Origin of the sequence: Euzebya rosea, assembly GCF_003073135.1 — a bacterium.
Lineage (GTDB): Bacteria > Actinomycetota > Nitriliruptoria > Euzebyales > Euzebyaceae > Euzebya > Euzebya rosea.
Map to the genome: position 1 here is coordinate 151936 of NZ_PGDQ01000012.1, position 24730 is coordinate 176665.

Here is a 24730-nt window from a genome sequence, read left to right on the forward strand (position 1 = left end):
CCGGCCGGCCATCACCGGTCCAGCGCCTTCCGCAGCTCGTGGAGGGCGTAGCCGAACCCCTCCGACCAGGTCGGGAACGGGTGGATCAGCTCGGCCAGCCGGTCCACGTCGACCTCGGCCCTGATGGCCAGCGCAAACTCGCTGATCGACTCGCCGGCGGCCGGCGCAAGCAACGACGCCCCGAGCAGCAGTCGTGACGACCGGTCGGCGACGAGCACCAGCCGGCCGGCGTCCTCGGGGTCGACGCTGCCGCGTGCGGTGTCGCCGAGGTCGAAGGTGACGTGGACGACGTCGTGGCCCTCCTCCTCCGCCCGTGCACGGGTGATGCCCACCGCGGCCAGCTCGGGTGAGGTGTAGACGGTCCGTGGGATGCCCCGGTGGTCGGCCGCAGTGGGCCGGCCGAGCAGGTTCTGGGCGGCAACCCATCCCTGGTGGTTGGCGGTGTGGGTGAACGGGGCGATCGTGGTGACGTCGCCGATGGCCCACAGGTGGTCCACCCCACGCACCCGGCAGGCCTCGTCGATGGCGAGGTCCTCGCCGGGGTCCAGCCCCAGGTGCTCCAGGCCCAGGCCGTCGACCACCGGGGCCTTGCCGGTCGCCACGACGATGCGCTCCACCGTCACGGTGTCGCCCCCGTCGACCGTCACCCGCCACCCCTCTCCCGGCCCTGCAGGGTCGACCCGGGTGACCTCGGCCTGCGTGCGCACGTCCACCCCGTCGGCGCGCAGCAGCGCCGCGAGGTCCTCGGCGGTCTCGGGTTCGACGCCGCCGCCCATGAGCTCGCTGCCCTCGACGAGCGTGACCGCGGTGCCGAAGCGCACGTGGGCCTGGGCGATCTCGCAGCCCACCGCGCCGCCCCCGATGACCAGCATCGACGCCGGTCGTTCCGTGGCCGTCCACGCCTCGACGAACGTCCACGGCTCGGCGTCGGCCAGGCCGGGGATGTCGGGCACGACGACCGTCGACCCGGTCGCGAGGACCAGCTCGTCGAAGCCCAGCTCGTGCGGTCCGTCGTCGGTATCGATGGACAGCCGTCCCGGTCCGCACACCCGCCCCTCACCCCTGATGACGTGCACACCCTTGTCCTCCAGGGACCGGACGTGGTCGCGATCGTCGTGGTTCGCCGCCGCGTCGTCGCGGCGTCTGGCGGCGGTGCGGTAGGCCTCGGCGCCGTCACCGGCATCGAGCGGCGCAGCTGCGGCCCCGATGTCGTGGGCACGGCCGATCGCGTGGCGGGCCGCCGCGGTCAGGAGCATCACCTTGGAGGGGATGCAGGCGTAGTACGGGCACTCGCCGCCCACGAGGTGGCGTTCGACGACGGCGACGTCGACGCCACCGCTGGCCAGGAGTCCGGCGAGCCGTTCGGCAGCCGATCCACCCCCGAGGACGGCGACGCGGACGTGTTCGGGCATGTCGGTGGTGGGCATGGCCGTTCTCATACCCGCCGAGGGGGTCACCCAACGCCAGTCGCCGGGTCGCGTAGCTTTTCCGAGCAGTGACGCAGGAGGAAGGGGCCCGCGCCGGGACCGCCGGCACCACCTCGGACGGCGAGCCGGCCGACGAGGTGTTGCTTCGCGCGGCGTCGGAGGGCGACCACGCCGCCTTCACCACCCTCGTCCACCGGCACCGCGACCGGGTGTACGCCATCTGCCTGCGGTACTTCCGCAACCCCACCGACGCGCAGGACGCGACCCAGGAGACGTTCCTGGCGCTGCACCGGGGGGCCGGATCGTTCACGGGGCGGTCGTTGTTCACCACGTGGCTGTACCGGATCGCCTCCAACACCTGCCACGACATCACGCGCAAGCGTGACCGGCGCCCGAAGACCGTCGCGTTCGACCCCGACTGGACCGGAACCGCCGACGACGACGTGCGCGCGCTGGAGCTCGGCATGGACCTGTCCCGTGCGCTGGAGACGCTGAACGAGGACCACCGGCAGGCCGTCGTGCTGCACTCCTACTACGGCTACACCTACGTCGAGATCGCCGAGCACACGGGATCGGCGGTCGGGACGATCAAGTCGCGGGTGCACCGCGGGCTCGCGCAGGTCGCCCGTGCGCTGGCCGATGCCGATGACGAACGCGATGTCGATCGGATGGAACCTTCCGGCCCGTCCGTGCATCCAAGTCCCGACCCTCCTTCCCCATCATGACGCCCACCGACGCACAGCTGACGGCCTGGCTGGCCGGCGACCTCGATCCCGTCGCCGACGCCGAGGTCAGCGCTGCCGTGGAGTCCGACCCGGTCGTGGCGGCCCGCGCCGACGCGCTGGCCGGGGTGATGGCGGGGTTGGCGATGGCCGCGGCCGACCCGCCCCCGGCGGGATTCGCCGACGCGCTGGACGCGGGCCTGGCCGCAGCGCTTGGACTGCCCTCGCCCACCCCGGCGCCGACGCCCTCGGCCCCGGGCCCGGCGGTCGTCGCTCCGGTGACCCCACCGCCGCCGCCCGCGGTCTCGCAGCGTCCGACGGGGCGCCGCGACCCCAGCCGCCCGGGCGGGTCGCGTTCGTCGCGTCGCCTCCAGCGGCTGACGTCGAGCCTGGCCGTGCTGCTGCTCGTCGTGACCAGCGGTGGCCTGCTGGTCCGCACCCTCCGCGACGGCCCCGACAGCGTGCTGCCGACCGACCCCGACGTCGTCACCGCCGACCCGGATCCCTCGCGGTCCGAGGGTGACGCGACGAGCGGTGTCCCTTCACCCGATCCCGCCCCCACCACACCGATCACCGGTGACGATGGCGATCAGGGGGACGACGTCCGGCCGGACGAGCCCACGGAGGACCCCGCAGTCGACGACGACGCGACCCAACCGACGACCGGATCCACGCTCGAGCCAGCCGACGGGTCGACCGACCCGTCCACCGGCGGCACCGGGGGGACCACCCGCCCCGACGACGCCGCCGACGCCCCCTCCCCTCCTGTGGTCGCCGGCGGGCCCACGACCGGCGACGGGGACGAGGGGACCACCACGCCCACGCCGGCCCCGACCGCACCTTCGTCCGCGGAGCCGTCGGCCACGGAGGACGGGGCCGCGTCGGGCAGCGACCCGGCCGATGGCGACGCGCAGCCCGGTGACACCGACGCCGCACCGCCGCCCCCGACGGAGGCCGACGATGCCGCCGGCGAGCCGGCCCCGCAGCCCGAGGCCGCGCCGGCCGCACCCCCGACCACCCACCCCACCGTCGCCGACAGCCGGGCCGACCTGCCCACCGACGACGACGTGCGTGCGTGGTTCGGCGGCCGTGAGGAGACCCGCCAGCTGCTCGGGCTGCCGGAGGAGGAGGCCCGCGACCGGGCGGCCGAGCACCGTGCGGTGGTGGAGAAGTCCGGATCGTTCGCCTCGGGCGCCCACCCGGCGACCTGCCTCGACGAGGCCCTCGCCGGCAACGGGCCCGCCGTCGTGGCGGCCGTGGAGTCGGTGGTGCACGACGGCCAGGACGCGCTGGCCTACCTCGTGGTCCGCGGTACCCCGGAGCTGGACCGGGCCGACGTGCTGGTCGCCACCCCCTCGGGCTGCGCCGTCCTCTTCGACGGCCCGGTCACCGCCTGACGTCCCGACCTCGCGAGCGGCCGTGTCGTCGATGGGACGGGCACGAGGCATGATCCGTCGCACGCCCATCCCGTCATCCCGAGGAGCCAGTCGTGCGCAACGTCCTGCTGATCGTCCACATCGCTGCCATCGCCGTGTGGTTCGGCGGTTCGATCATGAACGGCGTCATCAACGCCAGGATCGCGGGGACCAACGACATGTCGGCCAAGGCCACGCTGGCCCGGTCCGAGGTCAACCTCGGCACGCAGGTCTACATGCCGGTCGCCATCCTCACCCTGCTGTCCGGCATCGGCCTCGTCGTGGTCGGCGATTTCCAGTTCGAGTCGATCTGGGTGTCCTTCGGCTTCCTCACCATCATCGTCTCCGCGGTGCTCGGCCCCGTGAAGTTCAAGCCGCTCAGCGAGAGGATCGCCACCGGCTACGAAGGTGGCGACGTCGCCGCCGCCGACGCAGCGACGAAGCAGATCACCATGTGGTCCTCCATCAACACCGCCCTGCTGTTCATCGCCATCGTGCTGATGGTCATCAAGCCCTGACCGACCGGCCGCCAACAGGCCGAGGTTGAGGAGGAGGGCCGGCGGGCATCCCCTCCCCGTGTCCGACAACCACACGCCCGCCGACGGCGACAGACCGACCAGCAGCGCCGACAGCACCGACGCCGACGCAGAGCGCGAGCTGCTGCTGGAGGAGGTGGCCCGGGCCGCCCTCGGCCACGACGAGCTCCGGCCCGGCCAGGCCGAAGCGGCCAGCGCCGTCGTGGCCGGCCGGGACGTCCTGGCGGTCATGCCGACCGGCTCGGGCAAGTCCGCGATCTACCAGCTGGCCGGCTCCCTGGCGTCCGGCACCGTGATCGTCATCTCGCCGCTGCTGGCCCTGCAACGCGACCAGATATCGGCCCTCGACGGCCGCATGGGCGGGGCCCGGGCGCTGAACTCGACGCTGACCGCCAAGGAACATCGCGAGCTGCTGGACGCCGCCGAGGCCGGTGAGGTCCGGTTCCTGCTGATGGCGCCGGAGCAGCTCGCCAACGCCGACACCCTGTCCCGCCTCGCCGAGATCGGGGTGGCGCTGATGGTCGTCGACGAGGCCCACTGCATCGCCAGCTGGGGCCACGACTTCCGGCCCGAGTACCTGATGCTCGGCGAACGCCGGCACGCCCTCGGCGACCCGCCGGTGCTGGCCCTGACCGCGACCGCGTCCCCGCCCGTCCGCAGCGAGATCGCCGCCGAGCTGCGGATGGAGGATCCCGTCGTCGTCACCGCCGGGGTCCTGCGTCCCAACATCCGGCTGGCCGTCATCGACACCGCCGAGCGCGACCGGGCGTTCGAGCTCGCGGTCGAGCAGGCGTCGGAGCTGGACGGCACCGGCATCGTCTACGTGCCCACCCGCGCCGGCGCGACCGACATGGCCGCCCGGATCGACCGGCCCGACCGGCCCGCTGTCGCCTACCACGCGGGCCTGCCGCGGGACGACCGCGAGGACGTCGAGCGTCGGTTCTCCTCCGGCGAGCACATGGTCGTCGTCGCCACCACCGCCTTCGGGATGGGCATCGACCGGCCGGACGTCCGGTTCGTCGTGCACCACCAGGCGCCGGACTCCCTCGACAGCTACTACCAGGAGCTCGGGCGTGCGGGCCGCGACGGGGAACCGGCCGACGCGGTGCTGGTGCGGACCGTCGCCGACGGCAGCGCCCGGGCGTTCCAGGGCGGCACCACCGTCGTCGAGCGGTCGACGTTCGACCGGGTCGTCCGGGGCGTGTCGGCCATCGACCAACCCGTGGAGGTCGAGGCCATCCGCGACGACCTCGGCCTGCCCCGCACCCACCTCATGATCGTCGTCGAGCACCTCTCCCGACTCGACGCCGTCCACGTCGACGCCGACGGCCAGCTGTCGTGGACCGACGGCACGGACCCCGAGGACGCCGTCGAGCGGGCCCACGGGCTGCACGAACGCGACCAGAGCCTGTCCCGGTCCGCCCGGCAGATGCTGGCGCAGTACCTCGACACCTCCAGCTGCCGGTGGCGGTTCATCGCCAGCTACTTCGGTGCCGACATCGACGCCGACTGCGGCCGCTGCGACGTCTGCGAACGCCCGGGGCACGCCGAGTCCCGTCCGGCCGACGCCGACCCCGAGCACGGGTTCCGCACCGGCCAGCAGCTGCACCACCGCTCCTTCGGCGAGGGCGTCGTCGAGGGGGTCGACGGCGACCGCCTGACCGTGGTGTTCGCCGAGGTCGGCCACCGCTCGTTGTCGGCGAGGGTGCTGGCCGACAACGACCTGCTGGTCAGCCCGGGCGCTGACTAACCGGCGCCCAGGACCTCGCTGATCGGGACCGGCGCCGGCTCGGCCAGCTGATCGGTCGAGCACGACTCCGGGTCCCGGTCGGGCCGCCAGCGCAGCATCTTCGTGGTCCCCCGGAACCGTCCCGACGTCGCCCAGCTGTAGGACACCTCCACGACCCGCTCGGGCCGCAGGGGGATCCACGAGTGGTCCCGTCCGTTGGCGCCGCTCCACCGGTTCGGGGCACCGGGCATGGACCCGTCGGCGTTGGCCTCGGCGTCCATCCAGGCCGCCCACGGGTGGGCCGACCGGTCCTCCAGCACCAGCTCGGCGACCTCGTCGAGCAGCTCGACGCGCTTCTTGGCGGTGAAGCTGGCGGCCACGCCGACGTGCCACAGCTGGCCCGCGGGCGAGAACAGGCCGAGGATCAGCGAGCCGACCCCGTCGCCGGACTTGTGGACGCGGTAGCCGGCGACCACGCAGTCGGCGGAGCGGATGTGCTTGAGCTTCAGCTGGGTGCGCTTGTCGGGGACGTACGGGTCGTTGACGGGCTTGAGGATCAGGCCGTCCAGGCCTGCACCCTCGAACCGTTCGAACCACTGCAGGGCGAGGGTGCGGTCGCGGGTGGCCGGGGCGAGGTGCACGGGCGGGGCGAACCCCTCGGCGACCCCCTCCAGCCTGACCCGTCGGTCGGCGAAGGGCAGGTCCACGAGCGACTCGTCGCCCAGCGCGAGGACGTCGAATGCGATGAAGTCCGCGGGGGTCCTCTCGGCCAGCATGGACACGCGGGACTCGGCCGGGTGGATGCGCTGGCCGAGGGCGTCGAAGTCGAGGACCCCGTCGACGGCCACGATGACCTCGCCGTCCACGACACACCGGTCGGGCAGGCTCTGGCGGAACGGTTCGAGCAGCTCGGGGAAGTACCGGTTGAGCGGCTTGGTGTTGCGCGACCCCATGACGACCTCGTCGCCGTCCCGGAAGACGATGCACCGGAAGCCGTCCCACTTGGGCTCGAACGACAGCTCGCCGTCGGGCAGCACCTTCGACGGCTTGGCCAGCATGGGCTTGAGGGGTGGCATGACGGGGAGGTCCACGTCGCGCAGGCTACCCCCGGCCGAGGTCTCAGGCCGGCGGTCGGCCGGCCGATCGTCGAAGGGATGACCTCCCTGCGATCGTCCAGCCGTACCGTCCGTACCGCGACCGGCGTCGGTGGTCCCGCACTGGTCATCGTGTCAGCCGTCGCCGCGGCCGCGCTGGTCATCGGACCGCTCGTGTGGGCGGGTGGCCAGTCACAGCAGGCCGTCGCCGCCGAGGAGGACGCGCGCTGGGCCGAGCTCGTCGCGACGGTGCACCTGGTGAACAGCGCGGCGCTGGACGAGCTGAACGCGATGCTCGCCGATGGCCTCGCCGACCCCTCCGGCGAGGGCCCCTCGGGCACCGACGTCGCCGCAGCCGCGGAGGCCCGGGCCGTCGCCGTGCTCGATGCCGAGGCGTGGCTCGACCGAGTACTGGAGGATCCCGTGGTCGGGCCGACCGCCGAGACGGTGTCGGACCTCGTGCTGGAGCTGCCCGACCGCCCCGACCACCACCCCCATCCCGACGACGTCCTCGGGATCGTGGAGGAGGCCGAGCTGATCCTGGAGTCCGCCGTCGCCGCCGACGCCGAGCTGCTGGCGCTCGCCGACCTCGTGCAGCACGCGTCACTCCCGCGCCTGGTCGTCAACGACGCCATCGACGTGACCTGGCTGGTCCAGCACGACCGCGTCGCAGCCCCGTGGACCGACGGGTACTTCGACACCTCCGAGGCCTACATCACCGACGGCGACGGTGGATGGCTGGGCGAGGACACGATGGTGCCGTCCCCCTTCGTGCAGTCCGCGAACCTCCGCACCCACCTCCCCGGGCTCTGGGAGCGCCTGGCGGCCCTGACCAGCGGTGGCGACGACGTGGCCACCCTGCTGGAGTTCGACGGCTGGGTGCAGCGCTGGACCAGCCGGTCCAGCCACACGCCACCGGTTGCGCTGTCGGCGGTCCGGGACGCGGCCCGGACGGTGACCGAGCGCGTGGATCCCTTCGTGCGGGACGCCCTGCGCGACCGGTCCGACACCTCGCGTCGGGAAGCCGCCGCCCTGCGGGACCGTCGCACCGCCGTGGTCCTCGTCGGCCTGCTGCTCGCCGCATCGCTGATCGTGGTCGTCGTCCGAGTCGGTCGTGTGCAGCTCGGCCGCGTCCGTGGCTGGCGTCGCGCCGCCCTGGTCGACCAGCTGACGGGAATCGCGAACCGCCGAGGGCTCGAGGAGCACGCCGCGGCAATCGTCGAACCCGACCGGGACGCCCACGCACTGCTGCTGTTCGACCTCGACCACTTCAAGGGCATCAACGACCGGTACGGCCACGCGGTCGGTGACGACGCCCTCCAGTCGGTGGCCGCTGCGGCCGGACGGGCCGCGGCGACGCTGCCGGGCGAGGCCATCGCGGCACGCCTCGGCGGTGACGAGTTCGTCGTGCTCGCCCACGACCTGACCGACCCCGGGGCGCAGGCCGGGCATGCCGCCCAGCAGCTGATCGAGACCGTCCGGCGGCAGCGCATCCGCACCGACGGCGAGCCCGTGTCGTTGTCGATCAGCGTGGGCGTCGCCACCTGCGTCGGTCCGCTGGACCTGACCAACCTGCTGATGAAGGCCGACATCGCCCTCTACGAGGTCAAGCGCGGGGGTCGAGGCGCCCATCGGGCGTACGACCCGTCGGCTCAGACCGCCGCCGTACCTGCCGATCCGGAGCGTTGAGGCCCGACCTCCCCTCCCACCCAGCCAGGCCTGCTTCCCCCATGGACACCCAGCTCAAGGACTACCTCCTTCGCACCGTCCGCATCGGTGTCCTCGTCACCGTGGCCGTCGTCGGGCTCCTCGTCGTGCTGCCGTGGCTACCGGGAACCCCCGTGGCCGACCGGACGACGTACCTGGTGGTCGTGGCTGTCACCGCCGCCGGGGCGCTGGTCGTCGGACGGGTGCCGTGGCCGTCGATCATCGACCGCGGCTGGGGCCATCACCTGCTGTACCTGTGGTCGATCGGCGACATCCTGCTGGTGACCGCGCTCCTGGTGCCCACCGGGGGTGCCGACTCACCGCTGTTCTGGACCTACGCGCTGACCACCGTGTTCTTCGCAGCGTCCTACCCGCTGAGCGGCCAGGGCACGCTGGTCGCCCTCACCGTCGCCTGCTACCTGGCCGTCGGGGCCGTCACCGACACGATGCCGGCGGTCGCCGACGTGGTCGAACGGCTCGTGCTGCTCGGCCTGATCGCATGGATGTGTTCGTTCCTGTCCCGTGAGCTCCTCGATGCCGCGTCCGGCCACGCCGCTGCCCGCGACCGCGCCGAACGGCACGCCGCACTCCTCGCCCAGGTGGCGGACTCGGCACGTCACGTCCACGACCTCGACCCCGAACGGGCGAAGCTGGCGGTGCTCACCGCCCTGGACCGCCTCGGGTTCCACACCGCGGCGCTGGTCGTCCGCGTCGACGACGTTGGCTACCGGGTCGACGCCGCCACCGGATGGCCGGAGGACTGCCAGGACGACGTGATCCCCATGGACGTGGGTGTGGTCGGCGAGGTGTTCCGGACGGGCCGGACGATCATGCTCGAGGAGTATCCCGGCGACGACCGGTCGGTGGCGTCCATCCGCGATCAGGGGATCGTGGAGTTCGTGGCCGTGCCCATCCACCTCGACGGGGTCGTCGTCGCCGTGCTGCTGGGAGGGACCGCCACCCGTGGGCTGGTCCAGCAGGACCACGCCGGCGAGTTCGAGCTGCTGGCCAGCTTCGCCGCCCAGGCGATGGAGAACGCCGACCGGTTCCGGGCCGAACGCGAGGCGCACGAACGGCTGGCCGCCCTCGACGCGATGAAGACCGACTTCCTGGCAACCGTGTCACGTGAGCTGCGGACCCCCCTGACGGTGATCGCCGGGGCGGGCCGCATGCTGGCGGCGGAGTGGGACTCCATCGACGATCGGACCCGGCAGGAGCTGCTGGTGCAGTCCAACGCCAGCGTCGACCACCTCAGTCGCGTCATCCGGACGATGCTGGACCTGTCGGCCATGCAGGCCGGCGAGCTGCGTCCCGACATCGGACCCGTCGACCTCGGCGGCCTCGTCACGACCGTGCTGGACGGGCTGGTCGATGACCTGGATCGCCACCAGGTGGTGGTCCAGGGCACCGCTGATGTGGTGGTCCTGGCCGATCGTGGCCTGCTCGCCCGGGTCCTCGACGACCTGCTGCGCAACGTTGCGCTGTACACCCCGGCCGGCACGCTCGTGGCCGTCACCGCCCGACCGGTCGACGGCGACGTCGAGCTGGAGGTGCTCGACCGCGGTCCGGGCATCCCCCGGGCCGTCCTCGAGGGGTTGGGCACGCCGTTCCTGCGAGCCGGCCAGATCAACACCCGTGGCCGCGGCCTCGGCCTCGGGCTGGCCATGGCGAAGGAGACCTTGCGCCTGCACGGTCGCGAGATGGTGATCACGAGCACGCCCGGCCTGGGAACCCGCGTCCGCCTGACCCTCCCGGCCGCAGCCACCCCGCCGACCGGCAGGACCGTTCGCCGGAGCCTCACCGCCTGAGGGGGGCGCCCCCGGGTATGCCCGGGGCGACGCCTCAGCGTCCCCCGGTGACCGCCCGTTCCACCGCGTCGGCGACCGCCGCCGCACCGATCGGCGACGTCGTGATCGTGTAGTGGTTGGTCCCCGCGACCCTGACGATGTCGAGCAAGGGGTTGTCGGCCCGCAGCTGCTGCACGACGGCGTCGGGGTACAGCGGGTCGGGACCGTCGGTGAACCCGCGCTCGGCGACGAGCATCCGTGTGGGCACCGACAGCCGGTGGACGGCGCGCAGCACCTCCGTGTCGACCAGCGTGTCGTGGGCGTCGGCCAGCACCTGCTCCCGCACCACCCGACATCGCACCCCGGTCCCCCCGTCGACCGGTCCGGCGTCATGGGTGGCGTAGGCGTCCAGCAGCCAGCCAGGCGTGCCTGCCGCCACACCGGGGTGGCCCTCCCACAACGTTCGGTAGGCGGCCCGATCGGGGAAGGTCCGGTCCAGCCGGGCGAGGGCCGGGCCGACGACGGCCCGGAGGACCTCCTCGACGCGCTCCTCCGCCACCGGGTCCGCGGTCAGCGGCGGGCCACCGTCGACCAGCACGACCGCCCGTGCCCGCTCCGGGCGACGGGTGGCGGCGACCGCCACCACGAACCCGCCCATGGAGTGGCCCAGCAACGTCGCCCGCTCCGTGCCGAGGCTGTCGAGGACGGCCCACACGTCCTCGGCGTGCCGGCCGATCGACGCGTCGCCGAGGCCGGCGGAGTCCCCCCTCCCCCGCAGGTCCGGCGCGACCAGCCTGATCTCCCTGCTGGCCAGCGCCTGCCCGACCAGCGCCCACGACACCGCGTTGGCGGTGATGCCGTGGACGGCGACGACCACTGCGCCGTCGTCGGGCCCCCAGCTGCGGCAGGCCAGCGTGCCGCCGGACACGTCGACGGCCAGCGGGACCCCCAGGTCATGGGCGACCCGGTCGTCCGGCACCCGGTCGTTCGTCACTGCACCTCCACGTCGTCACGGGCGCCGAGTCCCCGACGGATGAACGCCATCATCTCGTCGAAGACGTCCGTCGGGATCGTCCGGGCGTCGTTCCACAGCACCCAGCGCATGCCGACGATCTCGCCGATGCCCATCAGCATCCAGCCGATCAGCTCGGGGTTGCCGCGCAGGATGTCCCCCCGGTCCATGGCCTCGTTGAGCCCGTCCACGTAGCCGGTCGCGATGCGGTCGTAGTGCAGGTGCAGCGCGGCGGGCGAGGCGAACTCGGCCTGGCGGATGATCCGGTACAGGGCGGGATGTTCGGCGGTGAACTCGAAGAAGGCACGGAAGCCTCCCTCCTCCTTCTCCGAGCGGGTGGTCCCGGTCGCGGCACCCTCGCTCATCGCCTGCCGCACCCGCCGGTTGAGGTCCACGACGACCTCGTCGAAGATGGCCTGCTTGGACGGGAAGTAGCGGTAGAAGGTGCCCTGGGCGACCCCGGCGGCCTCGGTGATCTTGACGATCGACGCGTCGTGCCAGCCCTCCTCGGCGAAGGTCGCCTCGGCCGCGTCCATCAGCTTGCGCCGTGTCCGCAGACCGCGGGCGGACAGGGCCTGCCCGTCCACGCCCAGCGGTTCGACGTCGCGATCGATCGGTGTGGTCTGTCCGATGCTCATGGCGGGGTCCCGGGGGCTCGAGGGGTGGGAGCAGCACCGTCGGCGCGGCGCAGGGTGCTGCGCAGCCGGTCGCTGATACCCGCCATCCCGCCGGGGGCGAACAACATCAGCAGCACGAAGAGCGTACCGAGGACGAAGAGCGGTTCGGAGAGCACTCCCTCGATCGGATCGGGCAACCCGTCGAGCACCCCGGAGGTCCCCAGCGCCGAGAGGCGAAGGGTGAGCAACCCGTAGACCATGCCGCCGATCGCGGCGCCCCACAGCCGGCCGGCCCCGCCGAGGACGACCATGACGAGCAACGCCAGGGTGAAGTCGGCGCTGGCCAGCGACGGGTTGGCCCCGCGGACCAGCAGCAGGTACACCCCACCGCCGAGGGTCGCCAGCGACGCGCCGATGACGAAGGAGACCAGCTTGAACGGCAGGGGCTTCAGGCCCAGCAGCTCCACGCGGTCCTCGTTCTCGCGGATGGCCTCCCACACCCGACCGGCCCGCGACGCGGTGACCATGCGGGCGATCGCGTAGGCGATGACGAGGAACACCAGCGCCAGCCAGTACCGGTTGCGGATGTTGACGACGCCGCGCAGCAGGTCGGGGACGCCGTCGCTGACGAGGGCCAGGCCCTCCTCACCACCGGAGATCCGCAGGGGGTCGGCGAGCAGCAGGATGGAGAAGACCTCGGCGTAGGCGAGGGTGACCATGGCGAAGGCCACACCGCCCACGCGAAGGGCCACGCCGCCGAGCAGTGCCGCGATCACCGCGACCACCAGCACGGTCAACGGGACCGCAGCCACGTAGGGCAGGCCGGTGGACTCCATGAGCAGGTTGGTGCCGTAGGCGCCGAGCGCGACGAACAGCGCATGCCCGAACGACAGCAGGCCGGTGAACCCGAAGACGATGTCGTAGCTGACGGCGATGCCGGCGAAGACCAGGCCGATGGCGAGGACCTGCAGGCTGCCCGGGCTGGAGATCGCACCCGGCAGGACGCCGGGGATCGGGATGCCGACGAAGGGCAGGACCGCGAGCACGGCGACGACGACGAGGGCGATCAACCCACCGCGTGCGGTGGTGGCCCGGGTGGTCGGCAACGGGGCCGCGGCGGGCGAGGTGGGACGGACGGTGGTGTCGGCGGTGTCGGTCATCGTGCGGTCCTTCCCAGCAGGCCCTGCGGTCGGACCAGCAGCACCAGCGCGAGCAGGGCCACGACGGCGATGTCGCCCACGCCGGTGGCGACGTAGAAGTTGCCCATCTGCTGGACCAGGGCGACGACGACGGCCGCGATGGCGGTTCCGGTGATCGAGCCGAGGCCGCCGATGACGACGACGATGAAGGCGAAGATCAGCTGGGTGGTGCCAAGTCCCGGGGTGATGCCGTTGAAGTAGACGGCCCCGAGGGTCCCGCCGACGGCGGCGAGCATCCCGCCGATGCCGAAGACCAGGGTGAAGGACCGGCCGACGTCGATGCCGAGGGCCTGGACCATCTGTCGGTTCTCGACCCCGGCCCGGATGATCAGGCCGTGCCTGGTCCGGTTGAGGAAGGTCAGCAGGCCGACGAGGACGACGACGGCGACCGCGAAGATCAGCATGCGGCTGTTGGGGATGCGGGCGCCGAGGACGGTCGTGGTGTCGGCGAACCACTCGGGTTGTGCCAGGGACCGGGGGTCGTAGCTGTACAGGCCGCCGAGGAGGGCGACGCCGGCGAAGCCGAGCCCGAGGGTGACGAGGATCTGTACGAGGTGGTCGCCGTAGTTGCGGGCGATCAGGAGCCGCTCGACGACCACCCCGACGAGGTAGCCCACCGCGGCGGCGATGACGAGGGCGAGGAGGAACCGGAGCCCGACGGGTTCGATGACGTCGAGGGCGTCCATGGCGGTCCACGCGGCGTACCCGCCGAGGGCGAAGAAGGCCCCGTGGGCCAGGTTGAGGACGTCCATCAGCCCGAAGATCAGGCTGAGGCCGGCGGCGAGGAGGAAGTAGAGGCCGGCGAGGCCGAGGCCGGTGGCGACGAGGAGGACGAAGGTGCTCACGCGCCGCTCACCCCCAGGTAGCGCTGCGTCAGCGCCTCGTCGGCGAACAGGTCGGCCATCCCCCCGTCGTGCACGACCGTCCCGTGGTCCAGCACGACGACGTCGCTGGCCAGCCGGTGGGCAACCCGCAGGTTCTGCTCGACCAGCAGGATCGTGGTCTCGGCGGCGGCGCGCTCGAGCGCCTCGACGACGTCGATCACGACGGCGGGGGCCAGCCCCTTGGAGGGTTCGTCCACCAGCAGGAGCCGGTTGGGGTTCAGCAGCGCCCGCGCGATGGCGAGCATCTGCTGCTGGCCACCCGACAGCGTGCCGGCCGCCTGCGCGCGGCGGTCGTGCAGGATCGGGAACACGTCGTGGACCAGGTCCATGCGGCCGGTGGCCTCTGGGGTGCGCGCGGCCAGCTTGAGGTTCTCCGCGACCGTCAGCTCGCTGAAGACCTCGCGGTCCTCCGGCACGTAGCCGATGCCGCTGGCGACGATGCGGTGGGTCGGCATGCCGAGCAGCTGCTCGCCGTCGACGGTGACCGAGCCGGTGCCGGGCAGCAGCCCGAGGATCGCCAGCAGGGTGGTGGTCTTGCCGGCGCCGTTGCGGCCCAGCAGGGCGGTGACCCGGTTGGCGGCGACGGTGAAGGACAGGCCGTGCAGGACGTGGGCCTCGCCGCGGTGCACGTGCAGGTCGTCGACCTGCAGGGCCGGCCGTGTGGCGTTGTCGCTGCGAGGTGCGACCGCGGGGGTGGGGGTGGGCGTCACAGCTCGGCCCCCAGGTAGGCGTCACGGACCCGTTCGTCGGCGACGACCACGTCCGGGACGTCGCAGGCGAGCAGCTCGCCGCGGTGGACGACGGCGATGCGGTCGCTGACATCCAGGACGATCTCCATGCGGTGCTCGACCATGACGACGGTCCGCCCGCGGCCGTGCACGTCGCGGACGACGTCGACCAACGGGCCGACCTCCTCCGCCGACACACCCGCGGTGGGTTCGTCCAGCAGGAGCACCTTCGGTTCGGTGCACAGCACGATCGCGATCTCCAGCTTCCTCTTGTCGCCGTGGGGCAGGTCGGTGACCGGTTGGTCGGCCCGATCGGCGAGCCCCACCTCGGTGATGCGGTCCATGGCCGTCGTGGTGGCCAGGTCGTTGCGCTTCGGTCGGCGGACGAGGTCGAGGCTGCCGCCGAGCGCCGCCTGCGAGGCGAGCCGGGCGTTCTCCAGCACCGTCAGCCCCGGGAAGAGGCTGGAGGTCTGGAAGGTCCGCCCGATGCCGCGCCGCGTTCGGTCGGCCGGACGCAGCGTCGTGATGTCCTCGCCGCTCGTGAAGATCCGGCCGTCCGACGCCGAGTGCACGCCGGACAGCAGGTTGATCAGGCTGGACTTCCCGGCCCCGTTGGGTCCGATGACGGACAGGAACTCGCCGTCGTGGATGTCCAGGTCGATCCCACGGATGATCTCGAACCCGCCGACCCGCCAACGAAGGCCCTCGGTGGAGAGGACCGCCGTCGGCTGGGCCGGCCCGGCCCGGTCCGACACGGACTCGACGGTCATCCGGCCTCGGGCGGCGCAACCGCCTCGGGCTCGAGGGTGTCCAGCAGGGTCGCGGCGTCGCCCTCGAGGCTGGCCGTGAACATGGGCTGCAGCATCGCGTGGTCGCTGGCCCGGATCGTCTGGGTGCCCTTGGGTGCCTCGAACTCCCAGCCCTCGAGCGCCGCGATCATGCTGGCGGTGTCGTCGGGGGACCCCTCGGTCAGGGCCTGCACGATCATCTGCGCGGCCACGAACCCGTCGGGGGTGAACAGGTCGGCGTCGGGCACGGCCTCGACCAGTGCAGCGTTGGCCTCGGTGTCGGGCGCCTCGGCGAAGTAGTGGGACAGGAACTCGACCCCGGCGGCGTACACCGGCCAGACGGCGCGGTCGGCCAGGCCGGTGGCGACGGTGACGGCCTCGGGCACGCCCTGCTGCTCGAGCGCCTGCCACATGGCGGGGGCGGTGTCGCCGGCCCAGGCCACGAAGAGCAGGTCGGGGGCGGCGTCGATCACCTGCTGGGCGAACGGCGTGAACTCGCTGGTGTTCAGCGGGACGAGCAGCGAGTCGACGCTGCCGACGGTGTCGCCGAGGACGGCCTCGACCGCCGCGACGTTGCCGGCACCGAACTCCGAGTCCTGGGCGAACACGAGGACGCTTCCGCCGTCGACGTCGTCGAGCAGGCTGGCTGCGGTGGCGACGTCCTGGTAGCTCTGCCGGCCGGACCGGAAGGTGTGGCCGTTGAGGCCCGTGATGGCGTCGGACGCCGCCGGACCGGAGATGTAGAGGACGTCGTTCTCCTCCGCGAACGGGCCCAGCTGGGTGGCCACGCCGGAGGAGACGGTGCCGGCCAGGATAGTGACGCCCTGCCCGACCAGGTCGGTGGCTGCGGTGATCGCCTGCTCGGCGTCGCCGCCGTCGTCGACGATCTCCAGCTCGATCGGGCGGCCGTTGACCGCGCGGGTGCCGTCGGTGGCGTAGTCCATGCCGGCCTCGAGGCCCGCCAGGTACTGCTCGCCGAAGCCGCCGAGCAACCCGCTGGTGGAGGTCACGATGCCGACCACGATGGGCTCGCCGTCAGCTGCTGGTTCGTCGGCCGGCTCCTCCTCGGTCGCCTCGTCGGCGTCGGCGTCGTCGGTGGCCTCTTCGGTCGCGTCGTCGGCGGGTTCGTCGGCGGCGTCGTCCGTCGCGTCGTCCGCAGCGGTGTCGTCGGCGGCGGTGTCATCGCCGGCGCTGTCGTCGGCCGTGGTGTCGTCGGTCCCGCTGCACGCGACGGCGAACAGCAGGAGGAAGGCAGCAAGAAGGGAGAGCAGGCTCGAGCGTCTCATGGGGGCTCCTGGGGTGGTGATCGGGGGTGGACGCAACTCGTGGCGGGACACTAACATGAGAGGTGATTCATCTGTCAAGTAGGAGCCTCGATGAGCCGGTTCGCAGTCCTCGTTCTTGCCCTCGTGCTGCTCGGTGCCGCACAGGAGCCCCCCGGTGCACCGCCGTCCGGGGGCGTGGAGGGTGTGGCGGTCGACGACGCCGTCGACCGCTTGCTGGCACTCCCCTACACCCCGCTGTACCAGCCACAGGGCACCGACTCGGCCTTCGGTGACGACGGCTACCCGTCGGCCTTCCCGGCCACCGACACCGCCGGTGGCGAGGGCTGCTGTGTCGGACCGGTGCCGGACCAGCCACCGCTGGCCGACCTGGCCCCACCCTTCGCGGACTTCCCCGCGACGTTCGACCGGATCCAGCTGACCTCGGCCGACGGCACGCCGCTGCACGCGATGATCTCGATCGTGCCGGGCGCCCCCGGGATCGTGGTTGCGCAGGGGTTCAACACCAACGGCAAGCACTCGATCGTGCGCTACGCCGCGTTCCTGCGCGCCAACGGCTACAGCGTCATCGCCCCCGATCACCGTGACATGGGCCGCGAGTGGGTGCGAGGCGGATCGTGGCATCCCTCGGGGGAACGGCGCGGCCAGACGATCGGCTGGAAGGAGGGACAGGACTTCCTGGCGGCTGCGCAGGAGCTGCACGACCGGGGCGTCCCGGCGATCGGCATGCTCGGCTTCTCCGAGGGCGCCCAGAACACGCTGCTGGCCCTGGCGGAGGACCATCACGGCGTCATCGACGCCGTGATGACGTTCTCGGGCCCGGCCGACCAGGCAACCCAGGGAACCCGCAACGACGTGGCCACGGCGGCCCTGCTGACCACGGTCGTCAACAACCCGGACCTGTGCGGCTACCTCCAGGGGGTCGGTGCCCGCGAGGAGTTCAGCGCGTCCCCCAACCACATCCTGCGCCACGGGTCCGCCGTCGACGCCGTCGACGGGATCATCGGCGGTGCCCCGGTCGACCGGGTGCCGGGCGTGCACTTCTACGCCGCCGACGACACGCTCGTGCAGGACTACCACGCGACGCTGCTGGCCTCCCGTACCAACGAGCTCCAGCACCACCGCACCGTGCTGGTCCGAGCCGGCAACCACGCCTACTTCTACGACCGCTGGTGGACCCAGGCCGCGGCGCTGGAGTGGTTCGGGACGTGGCTGGATCCCGACGGGATGACCACCGCGCAACCGACGGTCGCCCAGTCAGCGGGCGGCGCCCCGATGGCCGACCAGGTGACCGACCTGTCGACGGTCAGCCGGGCCGACGGAGACGCCGAGCGCAGTCCCGTGGATGCGTGTCCAGCCGCGGACGATCCGGTGGGGCCGACCGCGCTGGCGCAGGCGGTCGTGACCGACGAGGGGGCGGTCACGGTCGACCTGCGCCGGTCGTGGGCCGGCTGGGACGACCACCGGCTGGTGGGCTGGTCGGTCGACTGGACCGACGGCACCACCGACGAGGGCGATGACATCGCCGACGGGCTGGTCACCCACACCTTCGCCGAGCCCGGTCCACGGACGATCGTGGTGTCGGTGACCGACGACACCGGCGCCACCGACCGTGCCCACGTGGCCGTCGACGTGCCCGGCCGTGTCGAACGGCTCGCCGGCCCGGGACGGGTCGCAACCGCGCTGGCGGTGTCGCGGGCGACGTTCGAGGCAGCCGACCGGGTGGTCGTGGCGTCGGCCGACGGGTTCGCCGACGCCCTTGCCGCGGCACCGCTGGCGTTCCAGCTGGGCAGCCCGATCCTGCTCGTCGGCGACACGCTGGAACCGGCGGTCGTCGCCGAGCTGATCCGCCTGCGTGCGCTGGAGGTGCAGCTTGTCGGGGGCACGGCGGCGATCGGCGAGGACGTCGAGGCCGCCCTCGTGGCGGCCGGCTTCACGGTGCGACGGACCGGCGGCCCCGACCGGTACGCGACCGCCGCGCTGCTGGCGGCGGAGGTGGGCGGCGCCGCCGGCGGCGTCCTCGTCGTGGACGGCACGTCGTTCCCCGACGCGGTCGCCGCGTCGGGGCTCGCGGCCCGCGGCGGCATGCCGCTGCTGCTGGTCGAGGGGGGCCCGACGGGGTCGGTGCCGACGGCGACGGCGACGGCCCTGCAGCTGCTGGACCCGGCGACCGTCACCGTCGTCGGCGGCGAAGCCGTGGTGCCCGCCGACGTCGCGGAGGCCGTCGGCGCGACCGCCCGGCTGGCCGGGGCGGACCGCTACACCACCTCGATCGCCGTGGCCGACGCGAGCCTGGCGCTGGGCCTGCGGCCGACACGGACGTGGCTGGCCACCGGCACCGACTTCCCGGACGCGCTGGCCGTCGGTGTCGCGTCGGCCCGGTCGGGCGACGTGATGCTGCTGGTCGACGGCGCCACACCGGCGGATGACGTGAGCGACGTCGCGGCGTGGCTGGCCGACCACGGCGTGGTGCGCCTGACCGTCGCGGGCGGCGAGGACGCAGTCGTGCCGTCGTCGGTCGACGGGATCCTTCCCGGGTGACCCCCTGCGGATGGACGGGGTGGGCTCCCCGGCAGGAGTGATGTCGTCCGTACACTCAGTACTCCTGCTCGCGCGCCGATCGAGTGAAGGCGCGTAGCCGTCTACTCCAGTTCACGCATCGCCGTCGTCAACGACGACACGGCTGGCCGAGGTGCGCACACCACACCCGCCACCGAAGGCTTTTCGCTGTGACCTCCCTCCCCTCCATCTCCCCTGCGCGCGTGCGCCGGTCCGTCGTCGCGGAGCTCCGCGACGCGATCCGCACCAACCCGCGGGCCGACCTGCTCTCGGGGCTGGTCGTCGCGCTGGCCCTGATCCCCGAGGCCATCTCGTTCTCGATCATCGCCGGTGTCGACCCGAAGGTGGGCCTGTACGCCTCCTTCTCCATCGCGATCGTCATCGCCATGACGGGCGGCCGACGCGGCATGATCTCCGCCGCCACGGGCGCCATGGCCCTGGTCGTCGTCCCGCTCGTCGCCGAGCACGGCGTGGGATACCTGTTCGCCGCCACCGTGCTGGCCGGGGTGCTGCAGATCGGCCTCGGCGTCCTCGGGGTCGGCTCGCTGATGCGGTTCATCCCGCGCACGGTGATGACCGGGTTCGTCAACGCCCTGGCCATCCTCATCTTCATGGCGCAGATCCCCCACATCCTGCTGACCGACGAGGCCGACGCGGCGTCGATGCTGCCGATGAACCTGGCGTTCATCGCCGCTGGCCTCGTCATCATCTACGGGCTGCCGCGCATCACGAAGGCCGTGCCCGCGCCGCTGGTCGCCATCGTCGCCCTGTCCGGCCTGGCCATCGGTGCCGGCATCGACCTGCCGACCGTCGGCGACATGGGTGCGCTGCCCGACACGCTGCCGGGCCTGTCGCTGCCCGACGTGCCGTTCACGCTGGCGACCCTCCAGATCATCCTCCCGTTCTCCATCACCCTGGCGCTGGTCGGCCTGCTCGAGTCGTTGCTGACCGCCCAGCTGCTGGACGACATGACCGACACCAACTCCAACAAGAACATGGAGTCACGCGGGCAGGGCATCGCCAACGTCATCACCGGCTTCCTCGGTGGCATGGCCGGCTGCGCCATGATCGGCCAGTCGATGATCAACCACCGCTCCGGCGGTCGGACGCGCCTGTCGACGCTGGCCTCCGGTGTCTTCCTGCTGATCCTCATCCTGGTCCTCGGCGACCTCGTCGCCGCCATCCCCATGGCCGCCCTGGTCGCCGTGATGATCATGGTGTCGGTCGGCACGTTCGACTGGAAGAGCATCACGCCGCGCGCGCTCGAGCACATGCCGCGGGCCGAGACCGCCGTCATGGTCGTGACCGTCGGCATCGTGGTGCTGACCCACAACCTGGCCTACGGCGTCGGCGCCGGCGTCGTGCTGTCCGCGGTGTTCTTCGTCCGCAAGGTCGTGCACGTCGTCAACGTCACCAGCGTCGTCGACCCCGACGGCCACGAGCGGCTGTACGCCGTCAGCGGCGAGCTGTTCTTCGCCTCGACCAACGAGCTCATCCACGCCTTCGACTACGACGCCGTCCAGGTCAAGCAGGTCGAGATCGACCTGTCGGAGGCCCGGGTGTGGGACACCTCCGCCGTGGTCGCCCTGGACACCGTCGTGGCCAAGTTCGCCGAGCGCGGCATCCTCGCCGAGGTCGTCGGCCTGAACGAACACGCCGAGCGGCTGCACGCCCGCACCACCGACGTGGTCTCCGCCGGCCACTGACCGACGGGCGCCCCCTCAGCCGAGGGGGCGGTTGGCCGGGCCGTGGCGCACGTCCCCGTCGTGCTCGAACCGGCTGCCGTGCAACGGGCAGTCCCACGTGCGGTCGCCGTCGTTCCACGTGACGATGCCGCCGAGGTGGGGGCAGATGGCCCGGTTGTCGTGGCGTTCGCCGTCCACCCGGCAGGACGCGACGACGTCGACGCCCCTGCGGCCGACGACCCCGTCGCCCTCGGCCAGCTCGTCGGGCACGCGCTTCAGCACCGCGCCGGCCCAGCCGCCGGTCATGTGCGTGCCGACCTTGGCGTTGGCCTGCACGACGGTCCTCGCGCCGGACAGGTCCGGCAGCCGGCGGGGATGGACTGCCCGGTCGAACGGGGTCGGCGCCTCGCCGAGGATCGCCCGCGAGACGGTGGCGGCGCAGGCGGCGCCGAGGGTGAACCCCCACTTGGACATGCCGGTGATGACGAAGCTGCCGTCGCCGACGCGGTTGAGGGGACCGGCGAACGGCAGCCGGTCGGGCGACATGAAGTCCATCGCGCTCCAGCGGGCAACGACGTCGCCGACGCCGTCGAGGTTGTCGCGTGCCCACGACTCCAGCGCCGTGTATCGCTGGCTGGTCAGCCCTCCGGCGCCGGTGCGGTGGGGTTGTCCACCGACCAGCACCAGCCGATCGTCCGGCGTGGCGCCGGGCACCCACCGGATCGACACCTTGGGGTCGCCGGTGGTGATCAGCATGTCCCCGCCCTCGCCCGGGTGCCGCATGGCCACGAGGTAGCTGGACTCCGGCTCGCAGAGGGCGAAGTAGCCCCCGCGGTCGAAGACGGGCATGCCGGTGGCGACGACCACGTGGGCGGCCCGGACCGTGCGGTTGCCGAACCGGACGATCCTGCCACCGGGGGCCGGCAGCAGGCCGGTCGCCCGGGTGTGCTCGGCGACCGTGACCGCGTCGGTCAGCTCGGCGCGCATGCGTCCGGCCAGCGCGACGGGGTCGACCTGTCCCTGCCCGGTCAGGCGCATGCCACGGTGCGGGTCCGGCCAGTCGTCGGAGGCGCTGTCGAGGACGTCCAGGCCCGCCTGTCGTGCGGCGTCGATCTCCTCCCCGAGCTGCTGGCGTTCGTCGGCGTCGCGGGCGACCGTGACGGCGTCGCGTGGCTGCCAGACGTCGCCGGCGAGCTCGCGGAGCCAGCCGAGGGCCTCGGTGTTTGCCTCGGCGTAGGCCCGTGCGGTCTCGGGCCCGTGCCGGTCGGCGAGGTCGGCGTAGATGGTCTGGTGCAGGGCCGTGACCTTGCTGTTGCTGCGGCCCGTCACGCCGCCGCCGACGACATCGGCGGTGGCCAGCAGTGTCCGCACGCCGGCGCGGCCGAGCCGTACGGCGGTCGACAGGCCGGCGATGCCCGCGCCGATGACGACGACCTGCACGCGGTCCGGCAGCGCCGGCGGTGCCGACGGGGTGGGGTGGCTGGTCCAGACGGGGTCGTGGCTGCTCATCGGTGGGTGGTCCTGACTGCGGGGGGACGGGGGCCGGTGGCGCCGTGTGGCCGCGGGCCGGGGATGCGCTGCAGGCGGTGGCGGGCGTCGGCGCAGCGGCGGCACCCTCGGGTTGCCTGCTCCCAGCGCTCCAGCACCTGGGCGGTCGCCTGGTCGCGCTGGGGGCGAAGTGCCGTCGTGGCCGTCGCACCGAGCAGGTCGACGTCGAGGCGGTCGGCGATGTCGCCGATCAGCCGCAGGGGTCGCGGGGACCAGCGTTCGTAGGCGGCCTCGATCCAGGGGATCTCGTCCAGCGAGAGGCGTCGGCGCCAGGTCTGCTCCTCGTCGTGCTTGCGGTCGTGCAGCTCGCTGATGCGGTCGATGTCGGCGGCGGCGGGGTCGATGGGCTGCACGGCACGTTCGGCGCGGCTGGACCACTCGCCGGTGACCTCGGCCCGCCACTGCGAGACGGCAGCCGCGACCTTGTCCTCGCGGGTCAGCAGGACCGCCAGCGGGTCGGGCATCGCCCGCAGGCCGACGCCCTCGGTGACCCGGTCGACCTCGGCGAGCTGGTCGGCCATGATCTTGGCGGCGAAGACGCCGTTGCGGGTCGTCCCGTCGTGCAGGACGCGATGGAGGAAGGTCGACAGGTCGACGTCGTCGGGGAAGTTCCACGCGCGGAGGAACGTGTGGCGTGCCTGGGGCAGGAAGAACTCCTTGGGATACCCGAGCCGGTCGGTCGTGGTCAGCAGGTCGCACAGCATGGTGGTACCGACCCGCTGCACGCCGCAGAGGAGCAGTGATCGGGACGGTCGTGTGGACCCCGAGCGGCGGGTCTCGACGTGGCGGATCACGAGGCCGCTGCGGCGGTCGGCACGGGCGCGCCGGCGCGGGTCAGGTCGATGACGCGTTCGCCGTCGTCCGGCGGGCCGTCGTCGCCGGTCGGGTCGGGCCGGGTCGTGGTGTCGGCGGGTTCGGCGAGCCGTGCGATCGCCCGCCGGTAGACGGCCTCGTGGGCGCGGGCGATGTCCAGTCGCTGCGCGTCGCGCCAGCGGGGCTGGGCCGGCCGGGGCCGGCTGCCGTGGCGAAGGCGATCGATCACGCCGGCCAGGGCGTCGCGGTCGGGACGTCCCTCGGCGTCGGTGTGCAGGGGAAGGACCCGGGGCGGTGGGTGCTGGTCGACGATCGGCATGTGCGCGGGGGCGGCCACCGGCGTGCCGAGGTCGACGCAGGCCTCGGCCCAGCCCGAGTGGGTTCCGAGCCGGTAGGGCAGCACGACCAGGTCCACGTCGGAGAGGTACCGCCAGAGGTCGGCGTCGTCGAGCCAGCCGGTGTGGTGGAACGCCACGCGCGGATGGGACGCGGCGGCGGCCAGGTGGCGGTACTCCTCCGGCGCGCTGTCGACCAGGTCGGGGGCGACGTCGAGCCTGAGGTGCACGTCGGCACGGTCCGCCATGACGTCGAGGACGGCGTCGACGAACGGTCGGGCGTCGATGCCGACCCGCTGGTCCTTGCCGTGGATGGCCACGGTGAAGGTGTCGCGTCGTGGTCGGACGGTGGCCGCGATCGTGTCGAGGTCGGCGACGTGGGGGTGGGGGATGACGGTCGCGCGGCGACCGGTGCGCTGGCGGACCCGGTCGGCGGCGGCGTGGGTCAGGGTGATGACCTCGTCGGCGGTGCGGCACAGGAACGCGACCTGTCGATGGTGGCGCTCCTGGTCGGCGACGTGGGGGTTGTCCAGGTCGTGGACGGTGTACACGAGGGGGATGCGGTGAGCGGCGAGGGCAGCCCGCCACTGGCGCCAGTCCCGGTCGGCGACGTCGCCGAACCCGAAGTGCACGTGCGCCACGTCGACGCCCTCGGCGTGCACCTGCACCCATTCCGCCGTGATCATCTGCGTGGCCCGGTACGTCTCGGCCGGGGTGGCGACGCGAGCCACCGGAACCGCCGGGTGCGCCAGATGGCGCGTGTAGACGTGGCGGGCGGGAACGGAGGCGACGACGAGCGGCTGCATGGGCCCAAGCGATACCCCTGTTCCGGGGGCGTTCACACCACGGGCCACGGCCGCGT

Annotated in this window: 20 protein-coding genes; 8 read left to right on the top strand and 12 right to left on the bottom strand. The window is 72.7% G+C overall.

What is annotated here, in order from left to right:
- Positions 1-11 precede the first annotated feature (11 nt).
- A complete protein-coding gene (locus CUC05_RS16645; protein ID WP_170128042.1) occupies positions 12-1427 on the bottom strand; it encodes a dihydrolipoyl dehydrogenase family protein in 1416 nt (471 codons plus the stop codon).
- Positions 1428-1495: 68 nt separating this feature from the next.
- Here CUC05_RS16645 and CUC05_RS16650 point away from each other — a divergent pair, with 68 nt between their 5' ends.
- From CUC05_RS16650 to CUC05_RS16665, 4 genes are all read left to right on the top strand, one after another.
- Complete coding sequence (locus CUC05_RS16650) at positions 1496-2152, top strand: RNA polymerase sigma factor (RefSeq protein WP_108667249.1); 657 nt, start codon at positions 1496-1498, stop codon at positions 2150-2152.
- Entirely contained in the window at positions 2149-3546 is a 1398-nt protein-coding gene (locus tag CUC05_RS16655) for a hypothetical protein (RefSeq protein ID WP_108667250.1), read from the top strand. Before CUC05_RS16650 ends, CUC05_RS16655 begins: the two co-directional genes overlap by 4 nt.
- 92 nt (positions 3547-3638) lie before the next feature.
- Positions 3639-4082, top strand: coding sequence for a DUF2269 family protein (locus CUC05_RS16660; RefSeq protein ID WP_108667251.1), 444 nt, complete (start codon positions 3639-3641; stop codon positions 4080-4082).
- A gap of 58 nt (positions 4083-4140) precedes the next feature.
- Positions 4141-5850 carry a RecQ family ATP-dependent DNA helicase gene (locus CUC05_RS16665; RefSeq protein ID WP_170128043.1) on the top strand — a complete coding sequence of 570 codons (1710 nt, stop codon included), beginning with the start codon at positions 4141-4143 and terminating at the stop codon, positions 5848-5850.
- On the opposite strand, the gene CUC05_RS16670 is transcribed toward CUC05_RS16665, so the two are convergent.
- The gene (locus CUC05_RS16670; RefSeq protein ID WP_108667253.1) at positions 5847-6920 is read right to left on the bottom strand and encodes an ATP-dependent DNA ligase; all 1074 of its coding nucleotides are present in this window, start codon (positions 6918-6920) and stop codon (positions 5847-5849) included. The two genes, CUC05_RS16665 and CUC05_RS16670, sit on opposite strands and share 4 nt — an antisense overlap.
- A gap of 63 nt (positions 6921-6983) precedes the next feature.
- Between CUC05_RS16670 and CUC05_RS25935 the strand changes: the two genes are divergently transcribed.
- Together CUC05_RS25935 and CUC05_RS16680 are read left to right on the top strand one after the other, a co-directional pair.
- Positions 6984-8612: a GGDEF domain-containing protein gene (locus CUC05_RS25935; protein ID WP_108667254.1), complete on the top strand. Its 1629-nt coding sequence runs from the start codon at positions 6984-6986 to the stop codon at positions 8610-8612.
- 41 nt (positions 8613-8653) lie between these two features.
- Entirely contained in the window at positions 8654-10438 is a 1785-nt protein-coding gene (locus tag CUC05_RS16680; RefSeq protein WP_108667255.1) for a sensor histidine kinase, read from the top strand.
- A gap of 34 nt (positions 10439-10472) precedes the next feature.
- On the opposite strand, the gene CUC05_RS16685 is transcribed toward CUC05_RS16680, so the two are convergent.
- Genes CUC05_RS16685 through CUC05_RS16715 form a run of 7 tightly spaced genes read right to left on the bottom strand, consistent with a single transcriptional unit; the run spans position 10473 to position 16931 of the window.
- On the bottom strand, positions 10473-11411 hold the full coding sequence (locus CUC05_RS16685) for an alpha/beta fold hydrolase (RefSeq protein ID WP_108667256.1): 939 nt from the start codon (positions 11409-11411) through the stop codon (positions 10473-10475).
- The gene (locus CUC05_RS16690) at positions 11408-12067 is read right to left on the bottom strand and encodes a TetR/AcrR family transcriptional regulator (protein WP_108667257.1); all 660 of its coding nucleotides are present in this window, start codon (positions 12065-12067) and stop codon (positions 11408-11410) included. Before CUC05_RS16690 ends, CUC05_RS16685 begins: the two co-directional genes overlap by 4 nt.
- Positions 12064-13206, bottom strand: coding sequence for a branched-chain amino acid ABC transporter permease (locus CUC05_RS16695; RefSeq protein ID WP_108667258.1), 1143 nt, complete (start codon positions 13204-13206; stop codon positions 12064-12066). Before CUC05_RS16695 ends, CUC05_RS16690 begins: the two co-directional genes overlap by 4 nt.
- Positions 13203-14090: a branched-chain amino acid ABC transporter permease gene (locus CUC05_RS16700; RefSeq protein ID WP_108667259.1), complete on the bottom strand. Its 888-nt coding sequence runs from the start codon at positions 14088-14090 to the stop codon at positions 13203-13205. Before CUC05_RS16700 ends, CUC05_RS16695 begins: the two co-directional genes overlap by 4 nt.
- Positions 14087-14839 (bottom strand): ABC transporter ATP-binding protein, encoded by a 753-nt coding sequence (locus CUC05_RS16705; protein WP_108667260.1) that lies wholly within the window; start codon positions 14837-14839, stop codon positions 14087-14089. The genes CUC05_RS16700 and CUC05_RS16705 overlap by 4 nt, the downstream gene beginning before the upstream one ends.
- Positions 14836-15627 (bottom strand): ABC transporter ATP-binding protein, encoded by a 792-nt coding sequence (locus CUC05_RS16710; RefSeq protein WP_108667261.1) that lies wholly within the window; start codon positions 15625-15627, stop codon positions 14836-14838. Before CUC05_RS16710 ends, CUC05_RS16705 begins: the two co-directional genes overlap by 4 nt.
- Positions 15624-16931, bottom strand: a complete 1308-nt coding sequence (locus CUC05_RS16715; protein WP_108667262.1) for a substrate-binding domain-containing protein — start codon at positions 16929-16931, stop codon at positions 15624-15626. The genes CUC05_RS16710 and CUC05_RS16715 overlap by 4 nt, the downstream gene beginning before the upstream one ends.
- A 90-nt stretch (positions 16932-17021) precedes the next feature.
- Between CUC05_RS16715 and CUC05_RS16720 the strand changes: the two genes are divergently transcribed.
- Together CUC05_RS16720 and CUC05_RS16725 are read left to right on the top strand one after the other, a co-directional pair.
- Entirely contained in the window at positions 17022-19469 is a 2448-nt protein-coding gene (locus CUC05_RS16720; RefSeq protein WP_157965672.1) for a cell wall-binding repeat-containing protein, read from the top strand.
- Between the two features lie 188 nt (positions 19470-19657).
- The gene (locus CUC05_RS16725; protein ID WP_205712384.1) at positions 19658-21193 is read left to right on the top strand and encodes a SulP family inorganic anion transporter; all 1536 of its coding nucleotides are present in this window, start codon (positions 19658-19660) and stop codon (positions 21191-21193) included.
- 15 nt (positions 21194-21208) lie between these two features.
- On the opposite strand, the gene CUC05_RS16730 is transcribed toward CUC05_RS16725, so the two are convergent.
- Genes CUC05_RS16730 through CUC05_RS16740 form a run of 3 tightly spaced genes read right to left on the bottom strand, consistent with a single transcriptional unit; the run spans position 21209 to position 24674 of the window.
- A complete protein-coding gene (locus CUC05_RS16730; protein WP_108667264.1) occupies positions 21209-22681 on the bottom strand; it encodes an FAD-dependent oxidoreductase in 1473 nt (490 codons plus the stop codon).
- Positions 22678-23514, bottom strand: a complete 837-nt coding sequence (locus CUC05_RS16735) for a Stf0 family sulfotransferase (RefSeq protein WP_108667265.1) — start codon at positions 23512-23514, stop codon at positions 22678-22680. The genes CUC05_RS16730 and CUC05_RS16735 overlap by 4 nt, the downstream gene beginning before the upstream one ends.
- Positions 23511-24674, bottom strand: coding sequence for a glycosyltransferase (locus tag CUC05_RS16740; protein WP_108667266.1), 1164 nt, complete (start codon positions 24672-24674; stop codon positions 23511-23513). The genes CUC05_RS16735 and CUC05_RS16740 overlap by 4 nt, the downstream gene beginning before the upstream one ends.
- Positions 24675-24730 lie beyond the last annotated feature (56 nt).

What these genes read in the sequence shown, in the direction of transcription:
- CUC05_RS16680 (WP_108667255.1), top strand. Translation starts at nt 8,654, where the DNA reads ATGGACACCCAGCTCAAGGACTACCTCCTTCGCACCGTCCGCATCGGT.
- CUC05_RS16690 (WP_108667257.1), bottom strand. Translation starts at nt 12,067, where the DNA reads ATGAGCATCGGACAGACCACACCGATCGATCGCGACGTCGAACCGCTG.
- CUC05_RS16720 (WP_157965672.1), top strand. Translation starts at nt 17,022, where the DNA reads ATGAGCCGGTTCGCAGTCCTCGTTCTTGCCCTCGTGCTGCTCGGTGCC.
- CUC05_RS16655 (WP_108667250.1), top strand. Translation starts at nt 2,149, where the DNA reads ATGACGCCCACCGACGCACAGCTGACGGCCTGGCTGGCCGGCGACCTC.
- CUC05_RS16695 (WP_108667258.1), bottom strand. Translation starts at nt 13,206, where the DNA reads ATGACCGACACCGCCGACACCACCGTCCGTCCCACCTCGCCCGCCGCG.
- CUC05_RS16730 (WP_108667264.1), bottom strand. Translation starts at nt 22,681, where the DNA reads ATGAGCAGCCACGACCCCGTCTGGACCAGCCACCCCACCCCGTCGGCA.
- CUC05_RS16715 (WP_108667262.1), bottom strand. Translation starts at nt 16,931, where the DNA reads ATGAGACGCTCGAGCCTGCTCTCCCTTCTTGCTGCCTTCCTCCTGCTG.
- CUC05_RS25935 (WP_108667254.1), top strand. Translation starts at nt 6,984, where the DNA reads ATGACCTCCCTGCGATCGTCCAGCCGTACCGTCCGTACCGCGACCGGC.
- CUC05_RS16710 (WP_108667261.1), bottom strand. Translation starts at nt 15,627, where the DNA reads ATGACCGTCGAGTCCGTGTCGGACCGGGCCGGGCCGGCCCAGCCGACG.
- CUC05_RS16740 (WP_108667266.1), bottom strand. Translation starts at nt 24,674, where the DNA reads ATGCAGCCGCTCGTCGTCGCCTCCGTTCCCGCCCGCCACGTCTACACG.
- CUC05_RS16645 (WP_170128042.1), bottom strand. Translation starts at nt 1,427, where the DNA reads ATGCCCACCACCGACATGCCCGAACACGTCCGCGTCGCCGTCCTCGGG.